This is a genomic window from Crocosphaera sp. UHCC 0190 (assembly GCF_034932065.1).
In the GTDB taxonomy this organism is placed as follows: Bacteria; Cyanobacteriota; Cyanobacteriia; order Cyanobacteriales; family Microcystaceae; genus UHCC-0190.
Genome location: NZ_JAYGHP010000028.1, coordinates 1 through 19130 on the forward strand (window position 1 = coordinate 1; position 19130 = coordinate 19130).

Annotated in this window: 15 protein-coding genes, 2 tRNA genes and 1 pseudogene; 7 read left to right on the plus strand and 11 right to left on the minus strand. The window is 38.3% G+C overall.

Annotated elements, in window-relative coordinates:
• Window positions 1-571, minus strand: a pseudogene (locus VB715_RS21450) (photosystem II q(b) protein); the annotation flags it as partial.
• Between the two features lie 209 nt (window positions 572-780).
• On the opposite strand from VB715_RS21450, the gene clpP reads away from it, so the two are divergent.
• Complete coding sequence (clpP, locus tag VB715_RS21455) at window positions 781-1422, plus strand: ATP-dependent Clp endopeptidase proteolytic subunit ClpP (RefSeq protein ID WP_323303248.1); 642 nt, start codon at window positions 781-783, stop codon at window positions 1420-1422.
• 20 nt (window positions 1423-1442) lie between these two features.
• On the opposite strand, the gene VB715_RS21460 is transcribed toward clpP, so the two are convergent.
• Complete coding sequence (locus VB715_RS21460) at window positions 1443-2327, minus strand: hypothetical protein (RefSeq protein WP_323303237.1); 885 nt, start codon at window positions 2325-2327, stop codon at window positions 1443-1445.
• Between the two features lie 645 nt (window positions 2328-2972).
• Here VB715_RS21460 and VB715_RS21465 point away from each other — a divergent pair.
• A complete protein-coding gene (locus VB715_RS21465) occupies window positions 2973-5225 on the plus strand; it encodes a ribonuclease R family protein (RefSeq protein ID WP_323303238.1) in 2253 nt (750 codons plus the stop codon).
• 97 nt (window positions 5226-5322) lie between these two features.
• Window positions 5323-6120, plus strand: coding sequence for a DUF3153 domain-containing protein (locus VB715_RS21470; RefSeq protein ID WP_323303239.1), 798 nt, complete (start codon window positions 5323-5325; stop codon window positions 6118-6120).
• 62 nt (window positions 6121-6182) lie between these two features.
• Here VB715_RS21470 and VB715_RS21475 read toward each other — a convergent pair whose 3' ends face one another.
• Window positions 6183-6359: a hypothetical protein gene (locus tag VB715_RS21475; RefSeq protein ID WP_323303240.1), complete on the minus strand. Its 177-nt coding sequence runs from the start codon at window positions 6357-6359 to the stop codon at window positions 6183-6185.
• Window positions 6360-6753: 394 nt separating this feature from the next.
• On the opposite strand from VB715_RS21475, the gene VB715_RS21480 reads away from it, so the two are divergent.
• On the plus strand, window positions 6754-7470 hold the full coding sequence (locus tag VB715_RS21480; RefSeq protein ID WP_323303241.1) for a hypothetical protein: 717 nt from the start codon (window positions 6754-6756) through the stop codon (window positions 7468-7470).
• A gap of 61 nt (window positions 7471-7531) precedes the next feature.
• Here VB715_RS21480 and proS read toward each other — a convergent pair whose 3' ends face one another.
• From proS to VB715_RS21495, 3 genes are all read right to left on the minus strand, one after another.
• Window positions 7532-9025: a proline--tRNA ligase gene (gene proS, locus VB715_RS21485; protein ID WP_323303242.1), complete on the minus strand. Its 1494-nt coding sequence runs from the start codon at window positions 9023-9025 to the stop codon at window positions 7532-7534.
• 99 nt (window positions 9026-9124) lie between these two features.
• On the minus strand, window positions 9125-9274 hold the full coding sequence (locus VB715_RS21490) for a DUF2283 domain-containing protein (RefSeq protein WP_323303243.1): 150 nt from the start codon (window positions 9272-9274) through the stop codon (window positions 9125-9127).
• 25 nt (window positions 9275-9299) lie between these two features.
• A complete protein-coding gene (locus tag VB715_RS21495) occupies window positions 9300-11792 on the minus strand; it encodes an exonuclease domain-containing protein (RefSeq protein ID WP_323303244.1) in 2493 nt (830 codons plus the stop codon).
• A 23-nt stretch (window positions 11793-11815) separates the two neighbouring features.
• Here VB715_RS21495 and VB715_RS21500 point away from each other — a divergent pair, with 23 nt between their 5' ends.
• Window positions 11816-11983: a BrnA antitoxin family protein gene (locus VB715_RS21500; protein WP_323303249.1), complete on the plus strand. Its 168-nt coding sequence runs from the start codon at window positions 11816-11818 to the stop codon at window positions 11981-11983.
• 9 nt (window positions 11984-11992) lie between these two features.
• Here VB715_RS21500 and VB715_RS21505 read toward each other — a convergent pair.
• Window positions 11993-12064: transfer RNA gene (locus VB715_RS21505), tRNA-Thr, on the minus strand.
• Between the two features lie 16 nt (window positions 12065-12080).
• Window positions 12081-12165, minus strand: a tRNA-Tyr gene (locus tag VB715_RS21510).
• Between the two features lie 245 nt (window positions 12166-12410).
• Here VB715_RS21510 and nblS point away from each other — a divergent pair.
• Complete coding sequence (nblS, locus tag VB715_RS21515) at window positions 12411-14381, plus strand: two-component system sensor histidine kinase NblS (protein ID WP_323303250.1); 1971 nt, start codon at window positions 12411-12413, stop codon at window positions 14379-14381.
• Here the strand turns inward: nblS and VB715_RS21520 are convergent.
• The gene (locus VB715_RS21520; RefSeq protein WP_323303245.1) at window positions 14378-14743 is read right to left on the minus strand and encodes a zinc ribbon domain-containing protein; all 366 of its coding nucleotides are present in this window, start codon (window positions 14741-14743) and stop codon (window positions 14378-14380) included. The genes nblS and VB715_RS21520 overlap by 4 nt on opposite strands.
• A gap of 101 nt (window positions 14744-14844) precedes the next feature.
• Here VB715_RS21520 and VB715_RS21525 point away from each other — a divergent pair, with 101 nt between their 5' ends.
• Window positions 14845-15873: a TIGR03790 family protein gene (locus tag VB715_RS21525; RefSeq protein ID WP_416336968.1), complete on the plus strand. Its 1029-nt coding sequence runs from the start codon at window positions 14845-14847 to the stop codon at window positions 15871-15873.
• A gap of 69 nt (window positions 15874-15942) precedes the next feature.
• On the opposite strand, the gene sigC is transcribed toward VB715_RS21525, so the two are convergent.
• Together sigC and VB715_RS21535 are read right to left on the minus strand one after the other, a co-directional pair.
• Window positions 15943-17199 (minus strand): RNA polymerase sigma factor SigC, encoded by a 1257-nt coding sequence (gene sigC, locus VB715_RS21530; protein WP_323303246.1) that lies wholly within the window; start codon window positions 17197-17199, stop codon window positions 15943-15945.
• A gap of 225 nt (window positions 17200-17424) precedes the next feature.
• The gene (locus VB715_RS21535; protein ID WP_323303247.1) at window positions 17425-18858 is read right to left on the minus strand and encodes a cytochrome c; all 1434 of its coding nucleotides are present in this window, start codon (window positions 18856-18858) and stop codon (window positions 17425-17427) included.
• Between the last annotated feature and the right edge of the window lie 272 nt (window positions 18859-19130).

A 19130-nucleotide genomic window follows, 5' to 3' on the forward strand; every position in this document is an offset into this window, starting at 1 on the left:
TGTGTTCTGCTTGGAACACGAACATGAAGTTGAAGGTTCCACTGATTCCTAAAGGCATACCATCAGAGAAAGAACCTTGTCCGATGGGGTAGATTAAGAATACAGCAGTCGCAGCAGATACAGGTGCAGAGTAGGCAACACAGATCCAAGGACGCATTCCTAAACGGTAGGACAGTTCCCACTGACGACCTAAGTAGCAAAATACTCCGATTAAGAAGTGGAAGATTACTAATTGGTAAGGGCCGCCATTGTAAAGCCATTCATCTAAAGATGCAGCTTCCCAGATGGGATAGAAGTGAAGACCGATCGCGTTGGAAGAGGGAACAACTGCACCAGAGATGATGTTGTTTCCGTATAGTAAAGAACCAGCTACGGGTTCGCGGATACCATCGATGTCCACAGGAGGAGCAGCGATGAAAGCGATGATGAAGCAAGTGGTAGCAGTTAAGAGGGTGGGGATCATCAGAGTACCGAACCAACCTACATAAATGCGGTTGTTGGTGCTGGTAACCCACTGACAAAACTGTTCCCAAACGGAAACGCTTTCGCGTTGTTGTAAGGTAGTAGTCATTTGGGTATAATTCCTATTTTGTTTTCGAGGTACGATAAGGTTGGCTTTTTTGCCTTTCGGCGTTTGCCTTTTGTATGATGAATTCATATTAGCAACTTTGTAACGAATTGTAAAGGAATACAACAAAAGTATTAATTATCATAAATATAAGCTCAGTTTATAGATGAGCAACTTGCTTATCTATCCATCGGGCAGACAAACTCGCTAAAATCAAAAGAAACACGACAAAAAATAGAAACTCCATGATTCCTACCGTTATCGAAACCTCTGGCCGTGGTGAACGCGCTTTTGATATTTACTCCCGTCTCTTACGGGAACGCATTGTCTTTCTGGGACAAGAAGTCAGAGACGAGAATGCTAATCTCATTGTGGCCCAGTTGTTATTCCTCGAAGCAGAAGACCCCGATAAAGATATTTACCTCTATATCAACTCTCCTGGGGGTTCTGTTTCTGCGGGTCTGGGAATCTTTGATACCATGAATCAAATTCGTCCTGATGTCTCTACGATATGTATTGGACTCGCGGCCAGTATGGGGGCATTTCTCCTCAGTGCAGGGGCCAAAGGTAAACGTATGAGTCTCCCTAACTCTCGCATTATGATTCACCAACCCCTCGGTGGGGCCCAAGGACAAGCGACAGATATTGAAATTCAGGCCAAAGAAATTCTTTATCTCAAAGGACTTTTGAATAGTCATTTAGCCAGTCATACGGGACAATCGTTAGATAAGATTGCTGAAGATACAGAACGGGACTTCTTTATGTCGGCTGAAGAAGCACAAGAATATGGATTAATTGATCAAGTGATTAACCGTCGTCCTTCAGCAAGTAATCCTCCGGTTGCTGTGGCTTAAATCTTTCCTCTCCCTACTTACTAAGATGGGGTGGGGAGACTTTCTAAATGATGCAGAAATTCCAGTAGTTCTTCATCAGATAACACTTGACGCGATCGCTTTCCATAGGTTTTTAGTAAATATTCTCGACCTTGATCAGTTGTCCATTTTAATCGCTTTAATTCCGCATTAGAACGAGCAATAATATCAGAAAAATCTAAGGCTTCTTCTTCTATTTCTGATGCTTTGGTGGTTTCTAAAATGGGTAAGGGTTGTTCTTCTTGTTCAGGTTTAACTATAGTTTGAGAAGTCGCAATTACGGTTTCTTCTCTTTCAAATTCAACTATAGTTTGAGAAGTCGCAATTACGGTTTCTTCCCTTTCAAATTCAACTATAGTTTGAGAAGTCGCAATTACGGTTTCTTCCCTTTCAGGTTCAGGTTTTGTAACAGTTTCAACCGCAGCAATGGGAGTTTGTTTCGGGGGAATAAACTCAATTTCTGAAGATTTTATGGCAGCATTTGCCGCTTTTTTTGTAGATTTAGGTAGGGTTTTACTGTTGGTTTTAACTGATGGTTGCGGCGTTTTTTCTACCTCTTCTATGGGATTATTTTTTTGAAGAGGTTCCGGTGTTTTTTCCTGGATTTCAACAGCGTTTATTGTTTCTGTCAGAGGTTGTTGCGAAGGAGAAACAACAGTTGGAGAAGATTCAACTAACATCTGATCAAGTTGAAGACTGTCTAAAGCTCGCTCTTTGGCCCGCTCTTCTGCTATTTCAATGGTATCATCAGCCGCTAATCCTGTCCCTAACGTTAGACCATTGATTTGCACCAAGGCCCGTACAATGTACTTACCATGATTAATGGTGATTAACTCACTGATTAGACTACCTTGAGGGTATTTGATTCGGAATTGGGTTAACATCATTGTTAGTTATCAGTCTCTACTTAACATTTCAAGTTCTTTTGTACTATTTTATAACAAATTCTGGTCAAAAAGTCAGAAAAACTCCCCAGATTGCTGAATCTACATATATCCTGTGACAGTCTAGCAGTCTGTGTTACTGTTGACACCTCGAAAGACAAATATTCAGATTGTCCCTTCCCTTGGTAAAATGAGAGACTAGATGAGTTTGTGGCAGGAAGCAACCCCAGATTAGTTGATTATCCTAATCTTAAGCAGGGTTAATCTCCAACGAGAGTCGTCCTTTTCAAAGATACAACTCTCACTTTGCTCTTAAGGGGTACTTCTCGCCAACAAAATCCCAGGTTCCTAAAGACAACGTCACTCATCGTGATGGAATGTCAGCTTAACCCTTCTAGCGGTGTGAAACCTTGAAACATTCACCCTTGCTAGTCCCACTCAAAAACAGGGTTTAGAGGTGTCAACTTCAGGTTAACACTATCAGCAACCTAAATGCCCCAATTACAGGGAAATCTTCAGCTTAGATAGGACACCTTCGTAACTTAGGTGTGGAGTTTAAACGAAAGAATTACTCATGATTGACAGAGTGCCGTTCCTCCTATCTTCAGACAAACAATGCCAACTCACATTTAGTAAGGACTGCTATAGATGGAATTTTCAATCGCTACACTATTGTCCCATTTTAGTGATAACAAATTAGTGGCGGCCAAACTGCTAGAGAAAAAACTAGGATGTGAAGACGAAGAAAGCGTCCAACAACTGCAAATTATCCTCGACGCTCTTGAACGCATTGGAATGTTAGTCAAGGAGCGAGGAAAATATCGACGAATTCCTGAAGACAACGTCGTGGAAGCCAAATTGCGCTGTTCTAGTAAAGGGTTTTGTTTTGCCATTCAAGATGAAGAAGATGCGGAAGACATTTATGTGAGAGAAACCTATCTCAGTAATGCTTGGAATGGCGATCGCGTGTTAGTGAAAATTATTAAAGAAGGAACCCGTCGTCGTTCCCCAGAAGGAGAAGTAAGACTGATCCTCGAACGAGCTAACCCTTCCCTCTTAGCTCAAGTCAAAAAAGAGGATGAAGACTATCGGGCCATTCCCTTAGATGATCGCTTGTTATTTGAATTAATGCTCCAAGAAAATGGGGGAAATTTAGAAAAAGCGGTGGATCATTTGGTTCATGTGTCTGTGGTACGTTATCCTATTGGTGATCATCCTCCTGTGGGACAAGTAACCCGCATTTTAGGCAGTGATGCAGAAGCGGCGGCTGATACAGATATTGTCTGTTGTAAACATGATTTACCCCAAATCTTCTCAGAGGCGATCCACAAAACGGCGGAGGCGTTACCCACAACCTTTGAGCCTAAAGAGCTTAAAAATCGGGTAGATTGGCGAAAATTCCTAACCTTTAGCTTTGTTGAAGATCTCAAAAGAGATTGTCAACCCTTTATCGAAACTGCTTTTACCTTAGAAAAAACCGAAGAGCAGTATTGGCAATTTGGGGTTCATATTGTGGATATAGCCCATTATATTCAACCCGATTCTATTTTAGATAAATCAGCCAAAAAACGCGGAAGCACTGTTTATTTAGGGGAAAAAGTGCTGCCCTTATTTCCAGAAACGGTGATCGAACGCTATTCCCTCAAACCCGAAACAGACTGTTTAACCCTATCAGTGATCATGACTTTTGATAAGAATGGTCAATTGATAGAATTTAATCTACAACCCACTGTTATTAATGTTGATTATCAATTAACTTATCAACAAGCTCACACTATCTTATCCAATTTAGAGCAGATCCCTGAGCAAGAACAAGACTTAACCGAACGACTAAAGCAATTATTCTTTACCCTCAGTCCCCTGGTTAAAGCACAACGGTTACAACGGGGAGGATTTGAAATTCAATTAGAACCGAGATCTCCCTATCAAGATGAAGGAAGAGTGGGAACAATTATTGCTTCTTCTACGGTTCCTATTCGTTCTTTATTAACTGAATTGATCATTGTTGCTGGAAAATTGGTGGCGGAGCATTTATCGGCATTACAACTTCCAGGGATTTATTGTACCCAACCAGAACCTGATTGGGAAGAACTAGAAGACTTAATCAAATTAGCTCAGAATTTAGGCTTAGAGGTGAAGTTAGACCCGGAAGAAGATATTAAACCTCAAGATTACTACAACTTAACTCAAGCTTTCAGTCAATCTTCTAAGGTACGGGTATTGAATTATTTGCTTCATGACACCTTAAAATCTTCTAAATATAGTAGTCATCCGGCCCCCCATTTTGGTTTAGCTTACTCCGATTGTTACACGCATTGTGTTTCCCCTGGACAACGTTATACTGATTTATTAATTCAACGGGTCTTAAAATTACTGTTCAGTCAAGGACGTGATCGTCGCACCAAACAATCAAAAACTGGTGTAGATCTTCGCAGTAATAGTAGTCATGGCAATATTAACTGGAATGTATTACCTCCTACTATCCAGGAAGAATTAGAGGACACCTTTCATTTGTTAATCACCCATCTCAATGATCGAGAAAAGTTAGCAGAAGATGCAGAAAAAGATCTTGACGGGTTAAAGAAAGCTGAGAAAATGAAAGAAAGAACCGGACAAGTTTTTCGCGGATTAATTACAGGGGTTCAGTCCTATGGTTTCTTTGTGGAAATTGAGGATTTATTAGTAGAAGGGTTAGTTCATGTGAGTTCCCTTAAAGATGACTGGTATGAATATCGGGCCCGTCATGGTTGTTTGGTGGGCCGAAAAAATCGTATTGCCTATCGTTTAGGGGATGAAGTCGAAGTGGAAGTAAAAAGTGTAGACTATTATCGACAACAAATTGATTTAGTCACGGTTGGTGGTGGTAGTGCTGCTACAAATGATGACTGGGACGATGATTAAATGAAGTCAGAAGTTCCTATCTTCGTTCCGACGCGATCGCACAGAAGTTAATTTTTGTTACTCTTTTATTGTTAGCATTAAGGGTTAATTGGGAACTGTGAATCAGCAAACAAATGACAATCAAACCGCAAAAAAAGGATTATTAAGATCCTTATTCATTCCTCTGATTTTTAGTTTAGTAATGGTCTTAACGGGATGTGTCCGTTATGATGTGGGTGTTAATTTTTCTGAGCAACATCAGGGGGAAATTGTTCAACATATTCGCTTAGCTGAACAGTTGACCAGTTTGAGTCAAACTGAGGCTACTAAATGGTTAGATAGTCTAGAAAGTCGCGCCAAAGAACTTAAAGGAACTGCCAAGAAAATTTCTCCAGAAGAGATGATTGTGAGAATTCCTTTTAGTAATGGAAAAGACTTAACTGAAAAATTTAATCAATTTTTTAATCCTAAAACCACTGAGATTGCTTCTGGTCTTAAAGTAGAAGATTCAGAGTTAGTGCAACTCAAGGCAGAGATGTCAATTAAACAAAGTAATTGGGTATTTTTTGAACAAAATCTCCTCAATATTCAAGTTGATCTAAGAGCATTAGGAGTCTTATCTAAACAGGGTAATATTATTGTTAGTCCTGGATCTTTAGTCGATTTAAAATTTGCTTTAACGACTCCTTGGACAGTTAAAGATTTACTCAAAAATGGTGAAAGTTTAGGCAATGGCTCAACTTTAGTTGATAAAACCATGATTTGGAAACTTCAACCAGGTCAACTGAATACCATTGAAGCATCTTTTTGGGTTCCCAGTTATATAGGTATTGGAACGGTGGGAATTGTTGTCTTAATGTTACTGGGATTTTATGCTAAATATCAGCATTTTCCTGGAATACAAAAAGCTGTTTAATTTCCCATTATATTGACAGCAGTAGGGGCAATTCAGGAATTGCCCCTACATAGTAAAAAAATCTAGATAGACTCAAAGGTAATTCCTTCGTAAATTTCACCTAGGTTTATCCTCAAGTCTAATGAAGTTAAATTTAAGGTTTCAGTTTCAGAAAAGTAAATAGGTTGACCTGTCACTACCATAATATCAGGATAAGTATAAACCCTAAATGTAGGAATCCATAACCGTAAATCTGTCATATAAACTTTGTAATTTCTTCCCCGTAGCGCAATTTTTAAAGCACTGGCAAAATTAAGGGTAATTTCGTTATGATACCAAATCCGGTTATCAAAATAGATTAACGTAGAGACGTTGCAGGCAACGTCTCTACTGGGTTTTGTTGGTTTTAATAACTTGGGTCAAATATTCCTCAGCAGTATAGTAACGTTTTTTAACAAGAGATTCCATCAAATTGACCTCAATACATAAGACATTTTTTGCTACTTAATTCTACTTATTTCCTCCAATAAACATCCCAAAAGTTCTAAAAATTCCCCTATTTTGGGGACTGACATTCCTAAATTTTAGATCTATGCTTAAAGTAGAGGGAAACTATACCCTACCCTATTTTTCAGCCAAGGGAGGGGATGATCAATGTCTAAATTTAATCTTACCAAATCAGGAATATCTGCACTCAGTGTTTTATTATTGGGTCTTACAGCAACCCCATTATTGCCCGTCGTTTCGGTGCTTGCTCAACCCTATCCGACACCTAACCAAAATACTGTAGAAAACTATAATACTGTTATCATTCCTAGCGGAACTTTAATTCCCGTTAGCTACGAGGGAGAGTCACCCATTCGAGTCAACCAAGGGGAATATATACCCCTCGAATTACAAGTTGCAGCTAACCTAAGCGATCGCAATGGCAACCTCTTAATTCCCGCAGGAACCATCATTCGGGGACAACTCGAACCCGCAGACCCAGGGGCCCAATATGTGGCCAGGGAGATGATTATTAATGGTAATCAATGGATACCCCTTAATGCAACTTCTCACATTGTCGCTAGAGTCGAAACCGTCAATGATGGAGCCACCATTGCTAATATTTTAAGCGGAACCTTTGCCGGGGCCGGAACTGCTACTATTATTGCAGGAACCACAGGCGATCGCCGCATTGAACCCCTGGAAGTCTTAGGTGGAGCCGCTTTAGGTACTTTCTTAGGTTGGGGTTTACCAGAAGGTCAAATTATTGGGGGTGGAACACATCAAGTCGTGGTAATTAATCCTGATCGTGATCTCACTTTAACCCTAAATTCTGATGTAGCTGTCACCCCTTCTGCAAATACCTCTCGTTCCATTCGTTGGTAAACACATAACTTGTAGGGCGGGCATTGCCCACCTACAAAGTATATTTTTAGACCAGTTTCTATCAATAAGCTCTCGCAAAGACAACTTGTTGATTAGTTTGTTTACCTGTATAAAAACATTTACCTGGTTTACTGGTTTCCCCTAACGGTATACAACGGCCAGTTGCTTTTGTTTCCTCTTGAATGGTTTCTTCATCTTCAGGACTGCCATCAAAGTAAACTAAATAAAACCCTGGCTTTGTCTCAATTCCTGTCTTAAATTCTTCATAAGTTGAGACTGAATAAGTATTCTGACCCTGAAACTCTTGGGCTTTTTGGAAAAGGCTAGTCTGAATGTCTTCTAATAGCTCTGGAATCTTCGATTTTAACTCGCTTTGGGGAACAATAATTTTCTCTCCCGTATCACGACGCACTAAGACAACATTGCCATTTTGTAAGTCTCTGGGCCCCATTTCCATGCGTAACGGAATGCCTTTTAATTCCCAATCATTAAACTTAAATCCTGGGCTTAAATTTTCCCTTTCATCAACTTTAAAAGAAAACTTATCAAGGGTTTTAAACTCTGCTTGTAATTCTTGAAATTTTGCCAAGACATTCTCTTTTTCTGCCTCTTTACGGAAAATTGGCACACCAACCACCTGTAAAGGCGCAATTCTCGGCGGACACACAAATCCTTGATTATCGGAATGCACCATGATTAAAGTACCAATTAATCGGGTAGTAATGCCCCAACTGGTAGCAAAAGGATATTCTTGGGTTCCCTCAGCAGATAAATAAGTCACATCAAATGCTTTGGCAAAAGTCGTTCCCAAATTATGACTGGTAGCAACTTGTATGGCCCGTTTGTCCTGGGTCATCGTTTCAATTGTATAAGTATGTTCCGCCCCTGGAAACTTCTCATTTTCAGTTTTACGACCCGCTAAAACAGGAATGGCTAAATAGTCTTGTACAAAGGTTTTGTAAACCTCAAGCATTTGCTGAGATTCCGCTTCAGCTTCTGCAAAGGTAGCATGAGCAGTATGGCCTTCTTGCCACAGAAATTCAGTGGTGCGTAAAAAAGGTCTAGTTCTCAGTTCCCAACGACAAACATTGACCCATTGATTTAAAAGAATCGGTAAATCTCGATAACTTTGAATCCATTTGCGGTAAGCTGACCAGATAATTGTCTCACTGGTAGGTCTGACGACTAAGGGTTCCCCTAATTCAGCTTCAGGGTCGACGACAATTTCCCCTGATTCATTGGTAGTTAAGCGATGATGGGTAACAACGGCGCATTCTTTGGCAAAACCCGAAACGTGCTTTGCTTCCTTAGAAAAATAGCTGACAGGGATAAACAGGGGAAAGTAAGCATTGGAATGGCCAGTATCCTTAAACATCTTATCTAAGGTTTGCTGCATATTCTCCCAAATCGCAAATCCTTCTGGCCTGATTATCATGCACCCGCGAACCCCAGATTCTTCCGCTAATTTGGCTCTGTCTACAATATCCAAGTACCAGCGAGAATAATCTTCCTCTTGCTTGGTTATTTTCAGTAAATCAGATTTTTCCTTAGCCATTAATGTTAGTCCTAATTGACAAGATTTTGAAAAGACTCAGCACTTAGCTAATATACAACATTATTTGTACAGTGAAAAAGCGAAGGGAATATTTAGTAGTTATTTAGAAGGGGATTGTAAAGTAATTGTTTGATATTCGATTTCAGGAATGCCAACCCTCTCTTTTGCGTGTTCAATGGTCATGCTACAAAGCTGGCCATTTTGATCTAAATCTATTAAGGTATTTTCATCTAAATCTCTTGTTTCCACAAATTTCACTTCTTATTAAGAATAATTATAATAAAGTTTTAATTAACCAAGATTCTGTCATTTCTGACAATAAAAACCTTAAAGCTTGTTCTAATTCTATCTCTAAATCTCTATTTTGAATGTCAGTAATTACCTTATAAATTAGTTCAAATTGTATTCTATCTTCTTTTTCCATGATACAAAATTTTCCGTTAGCAGAATTATTGAGCATATCAATTTGATTGTTTCCCCCTTTCCCACTAATAGCAGTTTGTCTAGCATCTCTCCATAGTTGAAATTGGATAATTTTGTTGGTAACAACTAACTCATTACAGTTTTTGATACGAGAAGTAAAAGCCGCTCCATCACTATGTAAAAATCCAATAAATACTTTTTTAGAGTCTTTTTCAATTAGACAGTGATCCGGTACTTTTCTATTACCTAATAGTAAGTGATCAATCTCAAGGTTTAAGACGGGTTTAAACGCTACTAAAATTCCCATTAATTTACCAATATCATCGCTTTCACTAATGATTTGTAGTTTTTGATATTCTTGATTAAGAATTGCTTTATTTTTTTCTAAAAATTCTTGCAATCTGTCTTTAATTGTGTTAATAATAGGTGAATCTTTGATATCAATCACTGTGGGTATCACCTCAGTTTTAATAACTTTACTAGGAGAATTTGTTGATTTTTTGCTCTCAAGAACTGAAGGAATAATATCAGGTGAAGCAACATCATTAGTAATAATAAAGGATTCATGATTATCAAAAAATCCTCCTAATTGTTTAAATAATTTTTGAAGTTCAGATAACTGATTTTCAATCCTTATTACTCTTGTTTCTAAAGAAAATGATTGATAATTTTGCTTATTTTCATTGGAATTAATTGGCTCAGGAAGAGGAATATTATTAACCTTAAATCGATAATAATCTGAAGCTCGATTTAACATGGCACGAATTGATGTTTGATCAACAATATCTTTGATTTCTTCTGATGTAAATAGCTCAGTTAAATCAATTCCCTCATCTTGAGATCTTAATTCTAAAATACCTTTTAATTCTTGATCATTAGGAGATTTTAAGTAAATTTGATGTTGAGATGATCTATCAATCATTGCACGATCAATCTTTTCTTGAAACTGCTGCCATCGATCAGGAAAAAGATTGAGAATAATTAAACTATTGGGAACGTGAGTGAAAATTTCTTTGACAGCTTCACCAAACCGAAATAAGATAGTTTCATTAGGTCTTAAACCTAAAGATTCTAATTGATCAAAAACAATAATTAAAGGTTCATCTAGTAAAGATAATTTACTAAATACGGAGATTGCTTGTAAAGAGAAATCTTCTTTACTAATTTCTTCACTCCAATCTTCTAATCCAATTAACTCTAAATCTTCTTTAGCTAATGATTCAGCCGCTAACCAACGAGTTACTAATTCTTTTCTTTTTCGTTCTTGATAGGAACAAAATTTAACAATTCCTTTAATAATTTGAGGAGCATAACCAGAGAGTCCATATTCATTAAACCACCATTCATTGGTTCGTTTTTCAATATGTTGCCAATAACCTATTTTTTTACTACTATCTTCTGCCCCTAATTTTTCATATAAATCTAAGGAATTTTCTTTCACACACTCTATAATATAGAGATCTTTTTGATTAAGATTCATAAAAGTATTATGACTAATTAGCTTAACAAAACTATGGGCTAATAAATGCTCAATTTGAGAATATTTTGTTCCTGGAACTTCATGGACAAAAGATTCTAGAATTCGACTATAAATGTGATAAAGAACAGCTTGAGAATTATTGGGACATCTAATAAATAATAAACGGTTGAATTTTAAGCGATTTTTGGCCAATCGCATAATTAAGTGTGTTTTTCCGCTTCCAGGTTCACCAATAATAATAGCCCCTTTACTTTGATGATTTTTGTCATATTTGATATCTTCAATAATAGATTCTAAAATTCTATATTCATCTTGATAAATTGAACTTAAATCAACATGATCTTGAAAAGGATTATCAACTCTATTGCTTCCGAAAGGATTAATGGTATAGGATGTCATGGCTTTTTTAGCTAATATTTTTCGATAAAGTTGGTAAGTGAATTGAGCATCATATCTGGCATTATGAGCTTTTTTTGAGTTGAAATAACTGTTATTTACCTTGAGTTCTAATTTTTTGCTTAAATATTCAAGGGAATAACTGGGAAAGTTTGGAAAACAGTTTTTAGCTAATTCTAAACTACAATTAAAATCTGAAGCAACCCAATCAATACCAAATTTAATATAACTATTTTGTAAAACTTTAAGATCGCAGCTAATATGATGACCAATAATTAATTTATTATGGGATAATTGTGAAAAATCATTGAGAATTTCCTTGAGAGGTTTCCGATTAAATTTTATGTCATAATTATCGAGATTTTCTTGAGAAAATGCTTCATAAATCAATTTTCCTTGACTATCAATAACAGCAATTTCTTTTAATAAGTCTTTTCCTTCAGTATCAAGAACAATAAAGTCTTTCATCTTGTCCAGAAGTTATGCCGGAAATGTTTGCTAAAGCAGTTATACGGCGTGGTGTACCCAATGCAAAAGCCAAAACTCAAGCTACAGTCCCTATTGATAGGCATGTATTAGAGTGGTTTAAGTCTCAAGGGCCGAGTTATCAAACAGAGATCAACCAATTACTAAGAGCTTATATGGAAGCGCATCAATAACAGCTACAAAGCCCGTGACGAGGATTGAACTCGTGACCTCACCCTTACCAAGGGTGTGCTCTACCACTGAGCCACACGGGCAGTGAGATGAATATTGTGGTGGGCCGAGCTGGATTTGAACCAGCGTAGGCATAGCCAGCGGATTTACAGTCCGCCCCCATTAACCACTCGGGCATCGACCCATTTATCTCACGATTAACTATCGTAACACAACTGCCCAGAAGTTTCAACCCATCGACAAAAATTAATCTTAAATTCGGTTCTATCCTTGATTTCCTGGCAATCAACCCTAGAGGTAGGCCATAATATGAAAGTAAATTGAACGATGTATTATTTTGAATCTGAGTAAACCTTGTTAAGTCTCCTATCCAAAGTCCGAGAGATAATTAGACGCTGGTGGTCGGAATTTACCCTGCAAACGAAGTTAATGGCAGCAGCGACCCTGGCCGTCTCCTTGTTGATGAGTGGTTTAACCTTTTGGGCCGTCAATAGCATTCAACAAGATGCCCAATTAAGTGATACACGCTTTGGTCGAGATTTAGGGTTATTGCTGGCCTCTAACGTTGCTCCTTTAATTGCTGAAGACAATTTAACCGATGTCGCAAGGTTTTCGAGTCGCTTTTACCAAAGTACCTCCAGCATACGCTATATGATTTATGCCGATAAAGATGGGCAAATTTTCTTTGGTATTCCCTATTCGGCGGCAGAAGTTCAAAATTCCTTGACAATTAAACGTCGTATTGAGTTACCAGATGCTGACTTTGAAAATGATAGCTTACCTATGGTACGTCAGCATCAAAGTCCTAATGGGGAGGTTACAGATGTCTTTGTCCCCCTCAAACATGACGGTCAATATTTAGGAATTTTAGCCATTGGCATTAATCCTAATCCTACCGTCGTTAACTCCTCTAATTTAACCCGTGATGTGACTATTGCTGTATTTGTTGCGATTTGGGCTATGGTAATTTTAGGGGCTGTTTTTAATGCCTTAACCATCACTCGTCCCATTAAAGAATTGCTAGTAGGCGTAAAAAATATTGCAACAGGTAATTTTAAACAGCGAATTAATCTTCCTTTTGGGGGTGAATTAGGGGAATTAATTTTTAGCTTTAATGAAATGGCAGAACGTCTGGAAAGTTATGAAGAACAAAATATTGAAGAATTAACCGCAGAGAAAGCAAAATTAGACACCTTAGTTTCGACCATTGTCGATGGCGCAATTCTATTAGATACTAATTTACATTTACTCTTAGTTAATCCCACAGCGCGGCGTATGTTTGGTTGGGAAGGACAAAAATTCATTGGGAGTAATATTCTAGAACTATTGCCGAGTGAATTAACCAATCAATTGACGATTCCTTTGCAACAAATGGTACAAAGTGATCCGGAAACTTCAGAAGAATCTGACAGAGAGAATAAGGAAACTAAGCAAGAGAAATCTAAAATAGAAACAGGAATATCTCCAGAAGAATTTCGGATTCCTTTAACTCAACCTAATCAACGAGTTGTTCGTGTGCTTTTAACGCAAGTCTTTGATCAACATAGAGAAACCTTGAAAGGGATTGCAATGACGGTACAAGATATTACCCGTGAAGTCGAATTAAATGAAGCAAAAAGTCAATTTATTAGTAATGTTTCCCATGAGTTAAGAACACCATTATTTAATATAAAATCTTTCATTGAAACTTTATCTGAATTTGGGGAAGATTTGACAGAAACCGAACGCAAAGAGTTTCTAGAAACGGCAAATCATGAAACTGATCGCCTGACTCGTTTAGTCAATGATGTGTTAGATTTATCTCGTTTAGAATCGGCTAAAACCTATTATCTTAATGGCGTTGATCTTTCACAATTAATTGAGCAAACCTTACGCAGTTATCAACTGAATGCTAAAGACAAAGGATTAGAGTTAAATCAAGAAATTGAGGCTAATTTACCCCTCGTTTTAGGACATTATGATTTATTGCTACAGGTGATTACTAATTTAGTGGGAAATGCCCTGAAATTTACACCATCGGGGGGGAAAATTGTTATTCGGGCCTATCATTTAGAAGGTCATTCTCACCTTTTCAATCAAAAATCTTTTGTAAGAATTGAAATTTCTGATACAGGAATTGGTATTGATACTGAAGATCAAGAAGCAATTTTTGATCGCTTTTTCCGAGTCGAAAATCGGGTTCATACCTTAGAAGGAACGGGACTAGGTTTATCTATTGTTAAAAATATTATTGATAAACATCATAGTCGAATCAATCTGATTAGTGAGGTGGGAGTTGGAACCACTTTTTGGTTTGATTTAGCGGTTTATACAGAACGGTGTCCAAATTCAGAGGGGAAAAATGATGAAACCGATTTACCGAGAAGTTTCAAAAGCAATCCCAGTCGTTCATTATTTTAATTCAATAAAGCAATTAATAAACTAATACCAATTAATCCGATAATTAAGAGTAAAGCTCTATTTCGATAACACCATCGTTGTATAATCTTAATAGGGTTACTAGGGGTTAATGTGATAGTTTCTTCCATGACTAAAGGTTGAGTTTTATCATAATAGAGAGTACAGGTTTTAGCGTAGGGACGTTTAGAATAATTGCAGCTATCGTCCTCATGATAGGTACAGCGATCGCATAAAAATTCATCTTGACTCGCTTGATATAACGGAATTCCTGGATGTCCATAAGCTTTAAGTATTGTCTTACAATAAGGACATTCAATCGCTTGAGTCTCAACAGGTTGCTGACATTTAGGACAATTAGACATGAGTAAGATTGTTATGAAGATTCTCCCAAATAATATAGCAATTTGACAGAATTTGTCAGATTTACGGTTGACTGACTTTAATTTTAAACTAAAAAATTATCATGAAAAAATTAGCATTTTTCAGCAAAACCTTAATTTTCCTATTATGCTTAGGGTTAATGACCTGTCAAAGCCTTTCTAAAACGTCAAAAACCTCAGAAATCGCTATTATAGTTAATCATGCTGATCCCTTAAGTGTCAAAATTGCCGAGTATTATCGTAAAAAACGAAAAATTCCGCAAGAATACGTCATTGAAGTGATTTTCGATCCCAATGTTTCCACCTTATCACCTCAAGAATTTCAACGCCTTAAAACAGAAGTTGACCTGCTAACGCCCCCTGATGCTCAAGGTTATGCGTTAACTTGGGACAGTCCCTATCGTGTGGGTTGTATGTCCATGACCAGTGCCTTTGCGTTGGGATTTGATACCCGTTATTGTGCCAAAGGATGTCAACCTACTCAAGCTAATCCTTACTTTAACAGCAATCGTTCCCAACCTTACACAGATTTTGGCATTCGTCCCACTATGGCGATCGCTGCTCAAAATTTTGAAGAAGCGAAAGCATTAATTGATCGTGGTGTGGCCGCTGATCATACTTATCCCCAAGGGACAGCTTATTTAATGAATACAAAAGATAAAGCGCGTAATGTTCGTTCTGCTTTTTATCCAAGTATTGTGAATCAACTTTCTAAAAAATTGCCTATTCAAGTGATTAATGGCAATGTTTTACGGGAAAAAACAGATATTTTGTTTTATTTTACCGGAGTAACTAAGGTCAATAAACTGAAAACCAATCAGTTTGTTCCAGGGGCGATCGCCGATCATCTGACTTCCTTTGGGGGACAACTGACGGATAGTAAACAAATGAGTAGTTTAAGGTGGTTAGAAGCGGGGGCAACGGGGAGTTATGGTACAGTGGTCGAACCTTGTAACTTTCCTCAGAAATTCCCTCATCCTGGTATTGTAATGTATCACTATCTTAACGGTGATAATTTATTACAAGCTTATTGGAAAAGTGTTCCTTGGGTTGGACAAGGAATTTTTATCGGTGAACCTTTAGCGCGTCCTTTTGGCCCTCAAAAAGAATAATGAAGTCAATAAAAAAGATAGTCAAAAAAACTATCTTTACATCTTCTGTTTCTACTGAAAAAATGAAGTTTAACTCAAAGTTTCAAAATAATCCCGAATTTGGTTACGACGGCGAGGTTGACGCAACTTTTGCAGTGCCTTAGATTCAATTTGACGAACCCGTTCCCGTGACAAATTTAAGGCCCGTCCAATATCTGCTAAGGAATAGGCAGTCCCATCATCAAACCCATAACGAAGTTTAATAACTTCCTGTTCTCTGACGGTCAAATCATCTAATAAAAGCTGTAAATCTCGACGTAAAGATTCACTAATTAAACTCTCTTCAGGAGAAGCATTATCTGATTCTAATAAATCGACTAATTCCGTATCTTTTTCCTTACCGACTTTCAGTTCTAAAGAAACAGAACGGGGAATTTTCATCAAGACTTCTCTAACTTGTGAAATGGTCATATCAACTTCTTTGCCAATTTCATCAAGAGAAGCAGTGCGTCCCGTAGCTTGAGAAATTTTGCGCTGGGCCTGTTTAATTTTATTGAGTTTTTCGGTAATATGAACCGGAAGACGAATGATGCGACTTTGAGTAGCGATCGCCCTAGTAATTCCCTGACGAATCCACCAATAAGCATAGGTACTAAAACGATATCCTTTAAGGGGATCAAACTTTTCAACGGCCCTTTCTAATCCTAAGGTGCCTTCTTGAATTAAATCCAGTAATTCTAAACCCCGATGTTGATATTTTTTAGCCACGGAAACCACTAAGCGCAAATTCGCTTTAATCATCTCATCTTTAGCCCGAATTCCCATCTTTTGAATGCGTTCTAATTCAGAGACTTCCAGGTTGGCCAATGCTGCCCATTGTTTTTTTCCTTGGGCTAAAATTTGTTTTAATTCAAACACAGTCATTTCAGTCGCTTTCGCCCATTTTTCCCAAGAGGGACGATGACCTAATTGTGCCATCAACTGATCATGAACTTGAGACACCGAAATAAATTGACTCAGGATGGTATCTTCCGTTTTGTTTGCGGCCTCTCGTATCTCTAGTAAATGAATATAACGTTGCACTTGTTGTGCTTTAGAGACTTCTTCTTCTTTTTTGAGGAGGGGAACGCGACCAATATCTTGAAGGTATAACCGAACTAAATCAGTGCTGGCCCGATTGGCTTTGCTATCAGTTTCTGTCAGTTCTATTTCTTGTAATTCTAGCAAATCCTCCTGTAAGGCAGAATTGATCTCGTCAATATCTCCCTCTGTCTTGCTTCTGATAAAATCGGGAACAGACGGAGGTTCATAATTATCGGTGTCGAGATAAGAAGATGTAGCTAACATAGCAATTTCTCAATGATGACTGCGAGATCGAGAAGAACCTGAGAATTCTTCTGGTTAACCCTAGTGTTCCCAAATGGAAACTTAAAACGTACATTGTCTTCACATTTATTTGAATTAAATCAGTCAATGTACCCTGATCATTCCTTCTTAGGGTGAGATACACCCCCAAGACAGATCTTTCTACAGCCTCATTGAGAAATATTCCAGAAAAATCTCAAAATATTGCTATAAAGTTTTCAGATATTCCACTAAAGCTTGTTTATCCTCAGTCGGTAAGGTTGTTCCGTAAAGATGACCCTGATTACTGTTTGCTTCGGCCGCAGTATCATATTTAAACCCTTCTTTAGCTGCTTCTGGCCCTTCTGAGACAAAACCGACTTTTTCAGGATTATAAACATCGTAACTCCGATAAAAGACGGGGGTGCGGTTTTCGGAGACTTCTAAGAGATCGCTTAAATAGGGAACGGAACCATTATGGAGATAGGGGGCCCGTAACCAAATTCCATCCAGAGAAACTGCCACATAACCGTCAGTTTTTTGAACATGAGTAAAATCCCATTCTGTCCCATCTCCTACGGCCTCGTATTTATCAACGGCTGCTTGAGTCCACATATCAATGCGATGGCGATCAGTTCCCACTTCTTCCACGGGAATAACGGTTCCGGTGCGATCGCCGCCAAAAGCGTGACAAGTGGCACAATTCTTCTCAAAAATGGGCTTACCTTTGGCGACTAATTCTTGATTAACTTCAAAGGGATAAGCAGGGGGTTGGACTTCACGAATAAAGTCTTCAACCCGTCGTAAATCTTCGAGGGGGACATTATCAGGTTTAGTTCCTGCGGCCAAGGCCCCCATAATTGCCACTTCCGTAAGATCTGTTTCTAACCCATCCCAATGATAAGCAAAGCCTTTATGTTGCTTTTCATTCCAGAGGGGAGGATCATCTACATTGTCAATGGTGTCATCAAGGGGTAAACCAAAGTTAATAAATTTAACAGGATTAAAAGAAGGAATACGGCCGGGCCCCGCATCAGGACGAGAATTCATCCAAGCAAACCCTTGTCCTAAACCCATTAGAGCTTTTTGGGTTTGGGGAATTAACAGACGACTATACAATTGTTTTTCGATCCAAGAAAGATGATGTTTTTCTTCAATGGCCGGCAAAATATAGTCAGCCGTAAACCGGGGATCTTTGCCACAAGCGGATAAAAAGCGAATATTAGCCTGGGTATCAAATTTTTGGGCGGGGGCCCCCAAAACCAAGGTTGGGGTATCTTCAGGACTTTTACGATAGGTTGCACTATGACACATGGCGCAAGTTACCCCTTGTTTTTCAAAGCCAATGGTACTTTTAGAAATGCCTACGGGGTTTTCTTTTCCTGGTTCCCAGATATACCCGACGGAAGTGTATCCTCCTGGGCCTGGTAAATGTTCAGGAAAAAGACTGGGTAAGACAACCCAGATCCAATAAGGAAGGCCACCAGAATTAATTGATCCATATTTAAAATGTTCTTCTGGGGAATCGTAAACAACGGGGACTTCCCGCTTCAAATAATACCAAGCGGTGTAACCAACCCCTCCCATGAGGAGTAACACAATAATTGCCAGGGTTATCAGAATTTTGCCGATTTTTCCGAGTGGATTGCTGAGAACAGTCATAAAAATTACCCAATTGTTGATCAAGTGTTATGTAGGGGCGAACGGCCATTCACCCCGTCTACTTTATCCTAATGTCCGACCAACAAATAAACCAAGAAGTGTCCATATTTCCCCAATAGGCTATAATAACCAATCAAACACAACAAAAAAGCACCCCCATTTCTGAGAGTGCTTTTTTGCTAATATTTAGTTGTAATCAAGGAATTAACCGTTGATAGCAGGAGCAGAAATAGGCTCAGCAGAAGCTAAGTCTAAGGGGAAGTTGTGAGCGT